Below are 14897 nucleotides of genomic sequence, written 5' to 3' on the forward strand. Positions count from 1 at the left end.
GGGAGCTGGGCCGCCACCGCGGTGCCCTGGCCCGGCGCGGACTCCACCGTCAGGCTGCCGCCGAGCGCCTGCACCCGGTGCCGCATCGCGGCCAGCCCGAAACCGCCGCCGCCGTCGTTGCCGTGGCTGCGGTCGGCGACGGCCGCGGGGTCGAAGCCGGAGCCGTCGTCGACCACGTCCAGCGCCACCTCGGCGCCCATGTAGCTGAGGGTCACCTCCACCTGCCGGGCGCCGGCGTGCTGCGCCGCATTGGCGAGGGCCGACTGAGCCACCCGCACCAGCGCGGGCTCGAACGGGCCGGGCAGCGGCGCCGGGGAACCGGAGAGCGTGAAGTGCACCGGCAGCCCGTACCGGTCGGCGGAGGTCGTGCAGAGCCGTTCCAGGGCGGCGGCCAGCGGCAGCCCGTCCAGCACCGGCGGGGCCAGCTCGCGGACGAAGCGCCGGGCCTCCGCCAGGTTGTCCTGGGCGGCCTCCCGGGCCACCCGGACGTGCCGTTCGGCGGCCGCCGGGTCGGCCGGCAGGGCGCGCTCGGCGGCGCGCAGCAGCAACTGGATCGAGGACAGGCCCTGCGCCAGGGTGTCGTGGATCTCGCGGGCGAGCCGCTCGCGCTCGGCGAGCACCCCCGCCGCGTGGTCGGCCGCCGCGAGGTCGGCCCGGGCGGCGCGCAACTCGTCGATCAGCCGCCGCCGCTGCTCGCTCTCCCGGTACAGCGCCTGGTAGCCGAGTACGGTCGCGGTGGCGACCGCCGCGCCGAGCACCGGGCCGATGAAGACGGCCGCCTCCAGCGTGCCCTGGTGCAGCGCGAATCCGCCGGCCGCGGCCAGCGCGGTGGCGAGCACCGCGGCGAGGCCCGCCCGGCGCGGCAGCAGGTGCAACTGCACGAAGTACAGCGGGAAGGCCAGCCACACGCCGTCCCGGCTGACCGCCAGCAGCGCCAGCCAGGCGGCGCCCAGCGAGGCCAGCCACAGCACGGTGGCCGCCCGCCGCCGGCCCACCGCCGGGGTGAGCGGGCCCGCCGCGTACACCGCGCCCGCGGCCAGTGCGGCGAGCACCGCCCGCGGGGCGTCCGGCCCGCCGCCGTGCACCGCCCGGGCCGCCGCCAGCGCCAGCAGCCCGGCGACCAGCAGGTGCAGGCAGTGGTTGACGACACGCAGCACGGGGGTCAGGGCACGGGGGTTCATGGTGCCTCCACGGTACCGGGCGGCCCCCGGCCGGCCGATCGATCAAAAGGTTGATTCCGGTCACCGCCCTTCGATTCCGGAGGATCGAACCGCGGCGCGATGTGAAGGCGAGGCGCGGCGACGAGAGTGGAGCCCGTCCACCGGAACCACCGCGGAAGGAGCCCGCGCCGTCATGTTCGTCGCCTGGAGGGACCTGAGGTTCGCCAAGGGCCGGTTCGCCCTCATGGGGGCGGTGGTCGTGCTGATCACCGTGCTGGTCGGGCTGCTGTCCGGCCTCACCGCGGGCCTCGCCCGGGGCAACGTCTCCGCCGTCACCGGACTGGACGCCGACCACCTGGCCTTCGCCGCGCCGGCCGACGGACGGGGGCCCTCCTTCGGGGACTCCGTCCTCCCCGAGCGGAGCTGGCAGCAGTGGGCGGCGGTGCCCGGCGTCCGCGCCGCCGAACCGCTCGGCATCGCCACCACCAAGGCCACCGCCGGCAGCCGCTCCACCGCGGTCTCCGCCTTCGGCAGCCGCCCCGGCGCCGGCCTCGCCCCGCAGCCCGTGCAGGACGGCACGGCCGTGCTCTCCGCCACCGCGGCCGAGGACCTCGGGGTGCACACCGGGGACACCGTCCTCCTCGCCCGCCGCCCCCTCACGGTCGCCGCGGTCGCCGGGGACGCCGCCTACAACCACACCCCGGTCGTCTGGACGGGCCTCGCCGACTGGCAGGCGATCGCCCCCGGCGCCGCCGGGGACGGGCCGCACGCCACGGTCGTCGCCCTGCGCACCGGCCCCGGCACCGACCTCGCCGCCGCCGACGCCCGGCTCGGCACCCGCACCCTGAGCCGCGGCGACTCGCTCACCGCGATCGGCGCCTACACCTCGGAGAACGGCTCGCTGCAACTCATGCGCGGCTTCCTGTTCGCCATCTCCGCCCTGGTGATCGGCGCCTTCTTCACCGTCTGGACGATCCAGCGGACCGGCGACATCGCCGTCCTCAAGGCACTCGGCGCCTCCACCCGCCGCCTCACCGGCGACGCCCTCGGCCAGGCCGCCGTCCTGCTGGTGCTCGGCACCGCGCTCGGCAGCGGCATCGCCGCCGCGGCCGGCGCCGCCGTCTCCGGCACCGTGCCCTTCGTCCTCGACGCGCCGACCCTGCTGCTGCCCGCCCTGGTGATGGTCGCGCTCGGCTCCGCCGGCGCCGCCCTCGCCGTGCGCCGCATCACCGCCGTCGACCCGCTGACCGCCCTGGGGAGCACCCGATGAGCCTCCACCTCTCCGACATCACCCTCAGCTACCCCGACGGCGACGGCCGCCTCACCGCCCTCGACCGGGTCGGCCTGGACGTGCCGCGCGGCTCGCTCACCGCCGTGGTCGGCCCGTCCGGCTCCGGCAAGTCCAGCCTGCTCGCCGTCGCCGCCACCCTGATCACCCCCGACAGCGGCCGGGTCCTCGTCGACGGCACCGACACCGCCGGCCTCACCGCCGCCGGACGCGCCGAACTGCGGCGCGACCGGATCGGCATCGTCTTCCAGCAGCCCAACCTGCTGCCCGCGCTCACCGCCGCCGAACAGCTCCAGCTGATGGCCCACCTCGCCGGCCGCCCGGCCCGCGCGGCCCGGGCCCGCGCCCTCGACCTGCTCGACGCGGTCGGCCTCGCCGACCTCGCCGACCGGCGCCCCGGCAGGCTCTCCGGCGGCCAGCGGCAGCGGGTCAACATCGCCCGGGCACTGATGAACGAACCGCGGGTGCTGCTGGTCGACGAACCGACCAGCGCCCTCGACCACGAGCGCGGCGCCGCCGTCGTCGACCTGCTCGCCGCCCTCACCCGCGAGCGTTCCACCGCCACCGTGCTCGTCACCCACGACCGCACCCACCTCGCCGCCGCCGACCAGGTCGCCGAGGTACGGGACGGCCGCCTGCGGGTGCTCGCCGGAGCGGCGTAGGAACGACACCCGGTGCTTGCGTAGGAGAGGTGCTCCCACGTGCCCCTGAGTGGTTGCCCGCGCCCCTGAGGTGACAGCGCCGCTTGATGGGGTGTGGAGGCGGGTGCTGTGCTGGGGTGGTGGTCGAGGGTGGGGGGCCGGCGGTGGTGGTCGTGCGGGTGTGTCTGCGGGACGGACGCGGTGGCAGTCCGACGGCGGTGGTGGTCGGGGCCGACGCGGGGGAGGCCGTGGGGCGGGACGTGGCCGTCCGGACGGGGGCCTCGCATGCCGTGTTCGTGTCGGTGGGGGGCACTAGGCCGGGCGGTCGGGAGGTGGCGTTGCGCTTCTTCACCGCCGCGGGGGAGCTGCCCGCGTGCGGCCACGGGACGCTGGCGGCGCTGGCCCTGCTGGCCGAGCGTGCCGGGGGTGGGGAGCTGCGGGCCGTCGTGCGGACGGCGGCCGGGGTCTCCGCAGGTCGGGCGGCCCGGGTCGGCGGCGTGCTCACGGCCTCGTTCGACGTCGGGGCCGTCGAGGTGTGCGGGCCCGCGGCGGCCGGTGCGTTCGACGAGGTGCTGGAGGCGCTCGGTCTTCCGCCCGGCGGGCCCGCGGGGGGTGCCCGGGTCGCCTCGGCGGGGCGGCCGCGGCTGCTCGTCCCGGTGGCCGGCCGGTCCGAACTGGCCGCGCTCGCCCCGGACGCCGACCGGCTCCGGGCCGCCTGCGACCGGCTCGGCCTGCTGGGCTGCTACGCGTACAGCCCGCCGACCGCCGGGGGCCGGCTGGCGGCCCGGATGTTCGCCCCGTCGATCGGTGTTCCCGAGGACATCGCCAACGTCAACAGCACCGCGTGCGTCGCCGCCCGTCTGGCCGGGGCCGGTGTGCCCTCCGTCGCGGTCGACATGGGTGACGCGCTCGGCGCCCCCGCCACCGTCACGGCCGCGCTGCGGGGGAGCGGGCCCGGGGCCGCCGTGCGGGTCGGCGCCGAGGCGGTGGTCGAGCGCACCGTCCGTCTGCGCTGACGGCTGGTCCGGGGCCGCGTCCGGCGGAACGACCGACGCATCTTGTCTGTACAACTTTGCGGCCGGTTCATCTCCGGGCCGCCGACCGGACGACCCTCCGACACCCGGGCGCCCGAGGCTGGCCGCATGAGAGTCATCGTCGTAGGAGCCGGGGTGCTCGGCACCATGCACGCCTGGCACGCCGTCGAGCGCGGCCACGAGGTCGTCCACCTGGAGCGCGAGGCGGAGGCCCGTGGCGCCTCCGTCCGGAACTTCGGCCTGATCTGGGTCGGCGGCCGCGCCCGGGGTGAGGAGCTCGCCACCGCGCAGCGCGCCCGCGAGCTGTGGCAGCGGATCGGCGAGCGCGTCCCCGGCCTGCACTTCCGGGCCAACGGCTCGCTCACCGTGCTGCGCACCGAGGCCGAACTCGCCGTCGCCGAGGAGGTGGTGAAGGGCGAGGAGGCCGCCGGACGCGGCTTCCGGCTGCTCGACGCCGCCGAGACCCGGGCCGTCAACCCGGCCCTGCGCGGCAACCACCTCGGCGCCCTGCACTGCACCCGCGACGCCGCCGTCGAACCCCGCGCCGCCCAGCCCGCGCTGCGCGCCGCCCTGGAGGCCACCGGCCGCTACACCTTCCTGCCCGGCCGCGAGGTCCGCGAGGTGATCGGCAGCTCCGCCGTCCGCGACGACCACGGCCGGGTGCACGCCGGCGACCTCGTCCTGCTCTGCACCGGCGCCTGGACGGGCGGCCTCGTCCGCGAACTCGCCCCCGAGCTGCCCGTCCGCCGCGTCCGGCTGCAGATGATGCAGACCGACCCGCTGGACGAGCCGCTCACCACCTCCGTCGCCGACGGCGACAGCTTCCGCTACTACCCCGCCTACGCCGGCACTGCCCTGGACGCCCTGAACGCCGGCCAGCCGCAGGGCGCGACCGCCGCCGAGCACCGCATGCAGCTGCTCATGGTCCAGCGCACCGACGGCGGGCTCACCATCGGCGACACCCACGAGTACGAGCAGCCCTTCGGCTTCGACACCGTCGAGGAGCCGTACGAGCACTTCACCGCCGTCGCCGAGGACCTGCTCGGCCGGCCGCTGCCGCGGATCCGCCGCCGCTGGGCGGGCGTCTACGCCCAGTGCCTCGACACCACCCGCGTCGTCCACCGCGAGCGGATCCGCGACGGCGTCTGGCTGGTCACCGGGCCCGGCGGCCGCGGCATGACCTGCTCCCCGGCGATCGCCGAGACCACCGCCGACCTCGCCGAGCTGTAAACCGAGCCGTAAGCCGAGCCGTAAGGAACACCCCGCATGAGCACCGACATCCGCCTCGTCGTCCTCGACATGGCCGGCACCACCGTCGCCGACGGCGGCCTGGTCGAGCAGGCCTTCCGCGCCGCCGCGGCCGAACTCGGCGTCGCCGACGGCAGCGCCGAGCACGCCCGCATGCTCGACCACGTCCGCGCCACCATGGGCGAGTCCAAGATCTCCGTCTTCCGCCACCTCTTCGGCGACGAGGACCGCGCCCGGCAGGCCAACCGCTCCTTCGAGGCCGCGTACCACGACCTCGTCGACGCCGGGCACTGCAGCCCGCTGCCCGGCGCCGCGGAGGCGATCGGGCGGCTGCGCGGCGCCGGCCTGAGGACCGTCCTCACCACCGGCTTCTCCCGCGCCACCCAGGACCGGATCCTCGCGGCGCTCGGCTGGCAGGACATCGCCGACCTCACCCTCTGCCCCGCCGACGCCGGCCGCGGCCGCCCCTACCCGGACATGGTGCTGACCGCGCTGCTGCGCACCGGCACCGACTCCGTCCGGCAGGTCGCCGTGGCCGGGGACACCGGCTACGACATGCTGACCGGCACCCGGGCCGGCGCCGCCGTCGTCGCGGGCGTCCTCACCGGCGCCCACGAGGAGCAGCGGCTGCGCGCGGACGGCGCGACCCACGTGCTGGCCTCGGTCGCCGACCTGCCGGAGCTGCTCGGCGTCTGACGGCGGGTCGGGGTGCCTCAGGCCGCCTTCAGCCGGGCCACCTCGCGGGCCCGCTGGTCGAGGTGGGCGACCGTCCGGTTGCCCAGGTGCGGGCGCAGGCCGCTGCGCAGCGCGCCGAAGTGCTCGTCGCCGCGGACGCTGCTGATCCCGGCGTAGTCGTCGAGGAAGGACGACCAGGTCGCGGCGGCCGCCTCGACGTGGCCGTGCTCCATCTGGCGGCGGGCCAGCAGGCCGAGGCCGTGCACCCGGCCCTGCCGCTCGGCCCGCGGCCGGACCCGGTTGGAGGTCTGCAGCGCCGCGATCGAGCCCGGCAGGTCGCCCAGCTCGTACAGCACGTGCGCGAGGTGGAACTGGTACGCCGCCAGGTCGTAGCCGCCGACCGCGTCGTTGCGGCCGTCCGCCTTCGCGAGCGCCGCCTCGGTCTCGGCCAGCCGGGCGAAGGCCTGCCGCCGGTCCTTCACCATCGCCGCCCCGTGCGCCTGCTGGCCGCGCAGGAAGGCGGTGAGCCGGGGACCGGCGGCGGGCGCGGCCTGCGCCGCCGAGTCCGCGTACTCCAGGGCGCGCGGCCCGTGGCCCAGGCTGGAGGCCTGCAGCGACATGCCGCGCAGCGTGCGGCAGTACGTGACGTGGTCGCCGGCCTGGTCGGCGAGGCGCAGCGCCTGCACGTAGTACGACTGGCCGAGGCCCTGCGCGAGCTCGTAGACGGCGGACCAGCCGGCCAGGTAGGTCAGGTCCGCGGCGGCGGCGAGCATGTCGCCCTTCGACCGGTCGCTGCCGGCCGCCTGCAGCCACGGGCCGACGCTGTTCACCAGGAAACTCGCCATCATGGGGCGGGCGTGCGCCGCCCCCAGCTCGTCCAGGATGCCGGCCAGCCGGTCGGTCATCGTCCGGACGGTGGCCACCTCGCCGTCGCCGATCCGCACCGTGCGGCCCGCGGCCGCCCGGTCGATCCGCTCGGCTGCCTCGCCGAACCCGGGCACCGCCAGCGCCGCGGAGTACAGTCCGGCGGCCAGCACGCTCCGGCGGGACGGGTCCATGTCGGCCCGGCCGAGCGCCACCAGCCCGCTGACCGGATCGGTGGCCTCGTGGTCGCCGAGCCCGGTCTCCTCGGCCGCCACCGGCCGGCCCAGCCGCCGCGCGAACGCCTCCCGCACGACCCCGGCGACCTCCGCGCGCGGCCGCGACCCGGCCAGCCAGTGCGACACGGTGGTCTTGTCGTACGTGAGTCTGAGCCCGGCCTCCGCGCCGGTGCGGCGGACCGCCCGGGCGAGCTGGTCGTTGCCCCAGTCCGCCTCGCGCATCAGCGCGGCGAGAGCGGCGTTCGGTGTACGCGTGCGTCGTCCCATGTCGGCCTCGACTCGTGTTCAACCGGTTCAACCCTGTCCACAGCATGGACTGTTCTCTCCTGTGGAGTAAACGAGTTGACTGAACGTGAGCCGTTGGAGGGACTGGATCCGGCGGCTCCCCGCGGCCTGCCCCGGTTTCCCCCCCACCGGCGGCAGGCCGCGTCCCCGCCGTCCCGGGAGAGCAGGAGCGACCCATGACGACCGCCGCGAGGTCATCGACCGCCGTGACGCGCCAGGCGCCGCCCGCCGTCGCCGAACTGCCGTGCGAGGAGCGGTCGGCGCAGCTCGCCCGCGGGCTCGTCCGGGCCCGCCTCGGCCACCTCGGGCTGGCCGCGCTCGTCGAGGACGCCGAACTGGTGGTCTCCGAACTGGTCGGCAACAGCGTCCGGCACTGCGGCGGGCGGCGGATCCGGGTCGCCGTCCGCCGCCGGCTCGACGGCCGGGTCCGGATCAGCGTCGAGGACGCCTGCCGCACCCCGCCGACCCTGCTCACCGCCACCGAGGACGACGAGTGCCACCGCGGACTCGCCCTGGTCGACACGCTGGCGGACCGGTGGGGGACGGCGCCGACCGCGTGCGGGAAGGTGACCTGGGCCGACCTGCGCTGAGGGCCCGTACCCGCGGTGTGTCGCCCGGACGGCGTGCGTGGCTCCGCCGGTGATCGGGACGGCCCGGTCTAGCGTGAGGGGGTCGGCCGGACCGGCCGCGGCTGAGGAGGGCGCCCGTGTCGTCGCATGCCCGCTGGTTGACCGTCTCCCTGGTGATGCTCATGGCGGCCTGCGCGACCGCCCCGCGGACCAGCGCCGGGCAGTCGTCCGCGACCCCGCGGCCGGGGTCGACGTCCGCGTCGAGAGCGGGGAGTGCCGTCGTGGGTCCGTCGCAAGCACCCTCGTCCGCGTCGGCCGACTCGGCGGAGCCGACCTGGCGGACGCTGACGCCCCCGGCGGCCGGGCCGGTCACCGACGAGCAGCTGGCCGGACAGCGGATCGTGTACTCCTACCCCGGCCCGGTCGTCCCCGACTCCGTGCTGGCGGCCGTCCGCGGCGGACGGGCCGCCGGGGTGATCTTCTTCGCGGAGAACATCCCCGACACCGCCACCCTGCGGACGGCGGTGGACCGGCTGCGCGAGGCGCAGCGGCAGAGCCCGGTGGCGGCCCCGCTGCTGCTGATGACCGACCAGGAGGGCGGCAGGGTCCGGCGGCTGCCGGGTGCGCCCGAACTCTCGGCGCGGGAGGTCGGCGAGTCCGCGGACGCGGTGGCGGTGGCCGCCCGCACGGGCACCGAGGCGGGCAGGAACCTCGCCGCCGCCGGCCTGAACGTCAACCTCGCACCGGTGCTGGACGTGTACGAGGCGCCCGGCAACTTCATCGACGCCAAGCACCGCTCCTACGGCCAGGACCCGGCCGTGGTGGCCGACCTGGCGGCGGCCTTCGCGGTGGCCCAGCGGCAGGAGGGGGTGGCCGCCACCGCCAAGCACTTCCCGGGGCTGGGCACGGCGCCGGCCGGGATGAACACCGACGCCGGCCCGGTGAGCCTGCCGGTGCCGCTGGAACGGCTGCGGTCCGCGGAGGAGGCGCCCTACCGGGCGGCGCTGGCGGTGGGAGTGCCGCTGGTGATGCTCTCCTGGGCGGTCTACCCGGCGCTGGACACCGAACGGCCCGCCGGGCTGTCGCCGGCCGTGGTCCGCGGCGAACTGCGCGAGCGGCTGGGCTTCCGCGGGGTGACGGTGACCGACGCGCTGGAGGCCGGGGCGCTCGACGGCTTCGGTGACACCGGCGCGCGGGCGGTGGCGGCCGCCGCGGCCGGGATGGACCTGATGCTCTGCTCCGCCCGCGACGCCGACCAGGGCGAGCGGGCGGCGCAGTCCCTGGCGGGGGCACTCGCCGACGGCCGGCTGGGCCGGGCCGGCTTCACCGCCGCGGCCGCCCGGATCGCCGCCCTGCGGGGCGCCCTGCGGTGAGGCCCGGGCCCGGGGCGGGCGGGGTCAGAGCCACCCCCGCTGGGCGGCCTTGATGCCGGCCTCGAAGCGGCTGGTGGCGTTGAGGCGTTCCATGATGGAGGCCATGTGGCGGCCGACGGTGCGGGCGGAGATGCCGAGCCGCTGGCCCGCGGTGTCGTCGGTGAGTCCGGCTCCGAGCAGGCGCAGGAGCTGGCGTTCCGTGGGGCTGAGACCGCTGGCGGGGTCGGTGGGGCTGGTGGCTCCGAGGGGCACGGCGGTGTTCCAGGCCTGTTCGAACAGGTCGAGCAGGGCGTGGAGGATGCCGGGTTCGGTGATGTGGAGGGCGCCCTTGCGGTTGTCGGCCGGGTCGATGGGGACGAGGGCCTGGGTGCGGTCGGTGATGATCAGGCGCTGGGGGACGGCGGGGGCGGTGCGCACCTCGCTGCCCTGGCCCAGGAGCCAGTGCGCGTAGGCGGTGACGTGGGGCTGGTGGCGGGTGGCGTCCTGGTAGAGGGTGCGCATGGTGACGCCGCGCGCGAGGACCTCGGCGTCGGCGGGGCGTGAGGCGTCGAGGTCCTCGGGGCGCTGGTTGCCGGGCTGGCTGCTGAGGACCTCGGTCGTGGTGGAGCGGCCCATCTGTTCGAGCCGGGAGTGGATGGCGTCCATGCCCAGCAGGCGTTCGCCGTGGGCGGCGCGGTGCTCGGCGCGTTCGGCGACCATGCGGGTGACGGCGGCGCGGGAGGCGGCGAGGGCGGCCTGGCGGGCGGCGAGGTCGGCCTCCTGGCGGGCGACCATGTCGGCGAGGCCGATCGAGGGGTCGATGGCGCGCATCTGCCCCGGGTGGTCGGCCGAGGCGCGGACGAGCATGAGCTCGCCGAGTTCGTCGAGGCAGCCGTGGACCTGGACGGCCGTCAGCGTGCAGCGGGCGGCCAACTCGTCCACGCCGTCGGCAGGGTGGTCGAGCATGGCCCGGTAGACGGCGGTGGCAGCGACCGACAGGCCCAGTGCCTCCAACATGAGATCCCCCCGGATCGACGGTTCAGGTGCCGCGGTGGCGGCAGAACGGCATCCTCGCAGTCCGGACGACGCCCTTTCAAGATCAATTGGTGGCCTTTCGTCGCAGGTCAGCGGATATGTCGCCGGATTCCGTCCTGTGCCGCATCGCCCCCGATCGACCGCTGTGCCGACGTGCGGTCCGGGCGGCTCGACCGGTGGTGGATTGGCATGTGCATGGTCGGCGTGTCCGGAGTCGGACTGGCCGATTGGCGACACCCGGAAGCCCTTCCGGCCGCTTCCGCGAGCGGCGAAGCTAGTGATCGCCGCCAGGACGACAGGCCGGGCGGCAGCCGGACGGAGCGTCAACCGCGGGACGCGCCAACGGACTTGCACATCCCACTTCGAGAACCTGAGGACTCCAGCCATGATCCGCACCCGTATCGCCCAGGCCGCCGCGGTCGCCGCCATCGCCCTGACCGCCCTGGCCGTCGCTCCCACCACCCCGGCCGGCGCCACCACCGCCACCGCTGCCTCGCAGACCGGCGTGCGGACCTCCGACAGCCTCGGCTGGGGCGGCTGACCGACCCCCATGGACATCGTCTACGCCAGCCTGCGTCGCAGGTCCCCCGGGCCGGTTCCGCCCGGCGAGGCGGCCGAGGTCCTCGCCGCCCTGTGGGCGCACGCTCGGCCCGACGACGGCCTCCAGCACGTCTCCGTCCGCAGCGAGGACGACCGCATCGACCTGCTGGTCTACCTCCTCACCCGCACCACCGGCCCCGCCGGCGCGGACGCCGGCCCCGCCCGCGCCCGTGCACTGATCGACCGGAGCCACCTGGCCTCGCCTCTGCTGCGCCGGCGGTACCTGCCGCCGGCACCTGCTCCGGCGACCGGCCGGCCCGCCCTGTCCTGAACCGGCAGGCCACCGGCATCCGCCCTCGCGGGTCCACCCCGGCGCACCCGTGACCGTGACCGCTGTTCCTGCAGGACAGCCGTCCCCGCCCCGGCCTTCCGGCCGGCGCCCACGGGCCACCCCACCCCTGTCCGACCGCCAACGGCACCGCGGCGCACCCCGCCGTGCCCGCTGCACCCCCGCACAGCGCCGACGGCCCCGCCGCCCGGCCGTCGTGCCGCCCGGCCGGTGCCCGGCCGCGTGCACCCCCTCTTCGACTTCTCTTCCACGACCCATCAGGAGTCCTCCCATGTCCGTGCGTTCCCGCCGCATCGCCGCCAAGTCCTCGGCCACCCTGCTCGCATCCGCCGCGATGGTGGGCGGTCTGCTGGTGCCGTCCGCCCACGCCGACACCAACACCATCGTGAGCGTCGCCAACGCCAACCTGGGCAAGAAGGCGTGCTCGACCAACAGCACCGGCGGGACGGGCTACTACTCCAGCTGCACCGGCGCCAACGGCGCGCCGGAGGCGTGGTGCGCGGACTTCGCCAAGTGGGTGTGGGCGAGGGCCGGTTACAACGTGTCCGGGCTGACCGCCGGTGCGGGCAGCTTCGGCCGGTACGGGGCGGGGCTGCACTCCACGCCGCAGGTCGGCGACGCCCTGCTCTTCAACTACGACGGCCGCGGCTACGCCGACCACGTCGCCGTCGTGACGGCGGTCGGCAACGGGACCGTCACCACCGTGGGCGGCAACGAGAGCGGGGTCTCGGGCAACTGGTCGGCGACCTCCTCCGTCCACCAGTCCACCCACAGCTCCGCCGTCGGCTCGTACTACGGCAGCCAGAGGATCAGCGGCTACGTGTCCCCGCAGGGCGGCAGCAGCACCCCGCCGCCCTCCTCCCCGCCGTCGGCCTCGGCCCCGTCCCTCGGTGACACGGGCTCGGTCGTGGCCGAGGACGGTACGCAGTACACCTTCACCCGCGACGCGGCCAACGGCCACCTCCAGGTCACCTACCTGCCCAAGGGCGGCCAGTGGGCCACCGTCGACATGTCCGCGATGGTCGGCACCCCGGCCTCCGCCGGCGGTGCGCCGGCGACCTTCATCCAGCAGAACGGCACCATCGGCGTCACCACGGCCGACGCCGCCGACGGCCACCTGCAGATCACCTACCTGCCCAAGGGCGGCCAGTGGGCCACCTCCGACCTCACCGAGCAGGTCGGCACCCCCGTCACCGGGGGCGGCGTCAGCAACACGGTCGCCCCCGACGGCACCCTGTACATCTTCAGCCGCGGTTCCTTGGACGGCGGCCACCTCAGCGCTACCTACCTCAACAGCGCCGGGGCCTGGGCCACCGCCGACATGACCGACTACGTCGGCACCCCCGTCTCCGCCGGCGGCGCGCCCTCGGCGTTCGTGCAGAAGGACGGCACCGTCGGCGTCGTCACGGCCAACTCGGCCAACGGCCACGTCTTCATGACCTACCTGCCCAGCGGCGGCCAGTGGGCCGGTGACGACATGACCACCCTCGCCGGCACCCCGGTCAGCGACGGCAACATCAGCAACGTCAACGGCCCCGACGGCAAGCACTACATCTTCAGCCGCGGCTCGATGAACGGCGGGCACCTCAGCGCCACGTACGCGGCGCCCGGCTGGACCACCACCGACCTCACCAACCAGGCCGGCACCCCCGCCTCCGCCGGTGGCGCGCCCGCCGCGTTCCTGCAGCCCGACGGCACCGTCGGCGCCGTCACCGCCAACTCGGCCAACGGCCACGTCTACATGACCTACCTGCCCAGCGGCGGGCAGTGGACGGGCGCCGACATGACCACCCTCGCCGGCACCCCGGTCACCGGCGGCAGCATCAACAACGCCATCGCCCCCGACGGCACGCACTACATCTTCACCGTCGGCTCCACCAACGGCGGCCGCCTCAGCGCCACCTACGCCGGCACCTCCTGGGCCACCACCGACATGACCGGCTACGTCGGCACCCCCGCCGCCGGCTGACACACCGATCCCACCAGGTCGCTCCCTGCCCCGTCCGCCCGGGCGGGGAGCACCCGGCGGCCCCGAACCGCCGCCCTGCGACCGCCGGCCGGGACCCCCCGGCCGGCGCCGCCCACCGCCACCGCCGCCACGCCACACCACCGGAGCAGACCGTGACCACCCGCCCCCGCCGCATCCCCGCCCTCGCCCTCGCCGCCGCCGGCCTCCTCGCCTGTGCCGCACCGGTCCTCGCCGCCGGCGAGGCCTCGGCCGCCTCTGTGGCCACCTGGGACAAGGTCGCGCAGTGCGAGAGCAGCGGCAACTGGGCCATCAACACCGGCAACGGGTACTACGGCGGTCTGCAGTTCTCCCGGAGCACCTGGCTCGCCTATGGCGGCGGCCAGTACGCCGCGTACCCGCACCAGGCGACCAAGCAGCAGCAGATCCTCATCGGGGAGAAGGTCCTGGCCGGTCAGGGGCAGGGTGCGTGGCCGGTGTGCGGCCCCAAGGCCGGCCTCGGAGCCGATCACGCCGACCCCTACCCGTCGACCACCCCGCCGCCGGCCGCGGCTGCGGCGCCGTCGCTGGGCGACGCGGGCTCGGTGGTGGCCGAGGACGGTACGCAGTACACCTTCACCCGTGACGCCGGCAACGGCCACCTCCAGGTCACCTACCTGCCCAAGGGCGGCAACTGGGCCACGGCCGACCTCACCAACCAGGTCGGCACCCCGGCCTCCGCCGGTGGTGCGCCGGCGACGTTCATCCAGCAGAACGGCACCATCGGCGTCACCACGGCCGACGCCTCGAACGGCCACCTGCGGATCACCTACCTGCCCAAGGGCGGCAACTGGGCGACGGTCGACCTCAACGGGCAGATCGGCACCCCCGTCACCGGGGGCGGCGTCAGCAACACGGTCGCCCCCGACGGCACCCTGTACATCTTCAGCCGCGGCTCCGCGGACGGCGGCCACCTCAGCGCTACCTACCTCAACAGCGCCGGCACGTGGGGCACTGCCGACATGACCGCCACGGTGGGCACCCCGGTCTCCGCCGGCGGCGCGCCGTCGGCGTTCGTGCAGAAGGACGGCACCGTCGGCGTGGTGACGGCGAACGCGGCGAACGGCCACGTCTTCATGACCTACCTGCCCAGCGGCGGGCAGTGGGCGGGTGACGACATGACCACCCTGGCCGGCACCCCGGTCAGCGACGGCAACATCAGCAACGTGAACGCCGCCGACGGCAAGCACTACATCTTCAGCCGGGGTTCGATGAACGGCGGGCACCTCAGCGCCACGTACGCGGCGCCCGGTTGGACCAGCACCGACCTCACCAACCAGGCGGGCACCCCCGCCTCGGCGGGTGGCGCGCCCGCCGCGTTCCTGCAGCCCGACGGCACCGTCGGCGTGGTCACGGCCAACTCGGCCAACGGCCACGTCTACATGACCTACCTGCCGAACGGCGGGCAGTGGACGGGCGCCGACATGACCACCCTGGCCGGCACGCCGGTCACCGGCGGCAGCATCAGCAACGCCATCGCGCCGGACGGCACGCACTACATCTTCTCGGTCGGCTCGACCGACGGCGGCCACCTGAGCGCCACCTACGCCGGTACCTCCTGGGCCACCACCGACATGACCGGCTACGTCGGCACCCCCGCCGCCGGCTGACCCCGC

At 75.7% G+C, this 14897-nt stretch carries 14 protein-coding genes; 11 read left to right on the plus strand and 3 right to left on the minus strand.

What is annotated here, in order from left to right; translation table 11 throughout:
* The coding region (locus tag ABZ641_RS12270; RefSeq protein ID WP_359981175.1) for a sensor histidine kinase at positions 1–1181 on the minus strand (1181 nt) is incomplete at its 3' end.
* Positions 1182–1353: 172 nt separating this feature from the next.
* Here ABZ641_RS12270 and ABZ641_RS12275 point away from each other — a divergent pair.
* The 5 genes from ABZ641_RS12275 (at position 1354) to ABZ641_RS12295 (ending at position 6067) form a co-directional block, all read left to right on the plus strand.
* Positions 1354–2430 (plus strand): FtsX-like permease family protein, encoded by a 1077-nt coding sequence (locus tag ABZ641_RS12275; protein ID WP_344621993.1) that lies wholly within the window; start codon positions 1354–1356, stop codon positions 2428–2430.
* Entirely contained in the window at positions 2427–3110 is a 684-nt protein-coding gene (locus tag ABZ641_RS12280; protein WP_344621992.1) for an ABC transporter ATP-binding protein, read from the plus strand. Before ABZ641_RS12275 ends, ABZ641_RS12280 begins: the two co-directional genes overlap by 4 nt.
* 86 nt (positions 3111–3196) lie before the next feature.
* On the plus strand, positions 3197–4105 hold the full coding sequence (locus tag ABZ641_RS12285; protein WP_359981178.1) for a PhzF family phenazine biosynthesis protein: 909 nt from the start codon (positions 3197–3199) through the stop codon (positions 4103–4105).
* A 126-nt stretch (positions 4106–4231) separates the two neighbouring features.
* On the plus strand, positions 4232–5353 hold the full coding sequence (locus ABZ641_RS12290; protein ID WP_359981181.1) for a TIGR03364 family FAD-dependent oxidoreductase: 1122 nt from the start codon (positions 4232–4234) through the stop codon (positions 5351–5353).
* Positions 5354–5389: 36 nt separating this feature from the next.
* Positions 5390–6067 carry a phosphonatase-like hydrolase gene (locus ABZ641_RS12295; protein ID WP_344621989.1) on the plus strand — a complete coding sequence of 226 codons (678 nt, stop codon included), beginning with the start codon at positions 5390–5392 and terminating at the stop codon, positions 6065–6067.
* Between the two features lie 17 nt (positions 6068–6084).
* On the opposite strand, the gene ABZ641_RS12300 is transcribed toward ABZ641_RS12295, so the two are convergent.
* Positions 6085–7413 (minus strand): hypothetical protein, encoded by a 1329-nt coding sequence (locus ABZ641_RS12300; protein WP_344621988.1) that lies wholly within the window; start codon positions 7411–7413, stop codon positions 6085–6087.
* A 194-nt stretch (positions 7414–7607) separates the two neighbouring features.
* Between ABZ641_RS12300 and ABZ641_RS12305 the strand changes: the two genes are divergently transcribed.
* Together ABZ641_RS12305 and ABZ641_RS12310 are read left to right on the plus strand one after the other, a co-directional pair.
* Positions 7608–8021, plus strand: coding sequence for an ATP-binding protein (locus tag ABZ641_RS12305; protein ID WP_344621987.1), 414 nt, complete (start codon positions 7608–7610; stop codon positions 8019–8021).
* Positions 8022–8281: 260 nt separating this feature from the next.
* Entirely contained in the window at positions 8282–9373 is a 1092-nt protein-coding gene (locus ABZ641_RS12310) for a glycoside hydrolase family 3 N-terminal domain-containing protein (protein ID WP_359981186.1), read from the plus strand.
* A gap of 24 nt (positions 9374–9397) precedes the next feature.
* Here ABZ641_RS12310 and ABZ641_RS12315 read toward each other — a convergent pair whose 3' ends face one another.
* Positions 9398–10369 carry a helix-turn-helix transcriptional regulator gene (locus ABZ641_RS12315; protein WP_359981189.1) on the minus strand — a complete coding sequence of 324 codons (972 nt, stop codon included), beginning with the start codon at positions 10367–10369 and terminating at the stop codon, positions 9398–9400.
* A 403-nt stretch (positions 10370–10772) separates the two neighbouring features.
* Between ABZ641_RS12315 and ABZ641_RS12320 the strand changes: the two genes are divergently transcribed.
* From ABZ641_RS12320 to ABZ641_RS12335, 4 genes are all read left to right on the plus strand, one after another.
* Positions 10773–10928 carry a hypothetical protein gene (locus ABZ641_RS12320; RefSeq protein ID WP_359981192.1) on the plus strand — a complete coding sequence of 52 codons (156 nt, stop codon included), beginning with the start codon at positions 10773–10775 and terminating at the stop codon, positions 10926–10928.
* 9 nt (positions 10929–10937) lie between these two features.
* On the plus strand, positions 10938–11258 hold the full coding sequence (locus ABZ641_RS12325) for a hypothetical protein (protein WP_359981195.1): 321 nt from the start codon (positions 10938–10940) through the stop codon (positions 11256–11258).
* A gap of 289 nt (positions 11259–11547) precedes the next feature.
* Positions 11548–13245 carry a CHAP domain-containing protein gene (locus ABZ641_RS12330; RefSeq protein WP_359981198.1) on the plus strand — a complete coding sequence of 566 codons (1698 nt, stop codon included), beginning with the start codon at positions 11548–11550 and terminating at the stop codon, positions 13243–13245.
* Positions 13246–13397: 152 nt separating this feature from the next.
* Positions 13398–14891 (plus strand): transglycosylase family protein, encoded by a 1494-nt coding sequence (locus tag ABZ641_RS12335; RefSeq protein WP_359981201.1) that lies wholly within the window; start codon positions 13398–13400, stop codon positions 14889–14891.
* Positions 14892–14897: the final 6 nt, after the last annotated feature.

Source organism: Kitasatospora sp. NPDC007106, from assembly GCF_040634455.1.
In the GTDB taxonomy this organism is placed as follows: Bacteria; Actinomycetota; Actinomycetes; order Streptomycetales; family Streptomycetaceae; genus Kitasatospora; species Kitasatospora arboriphila.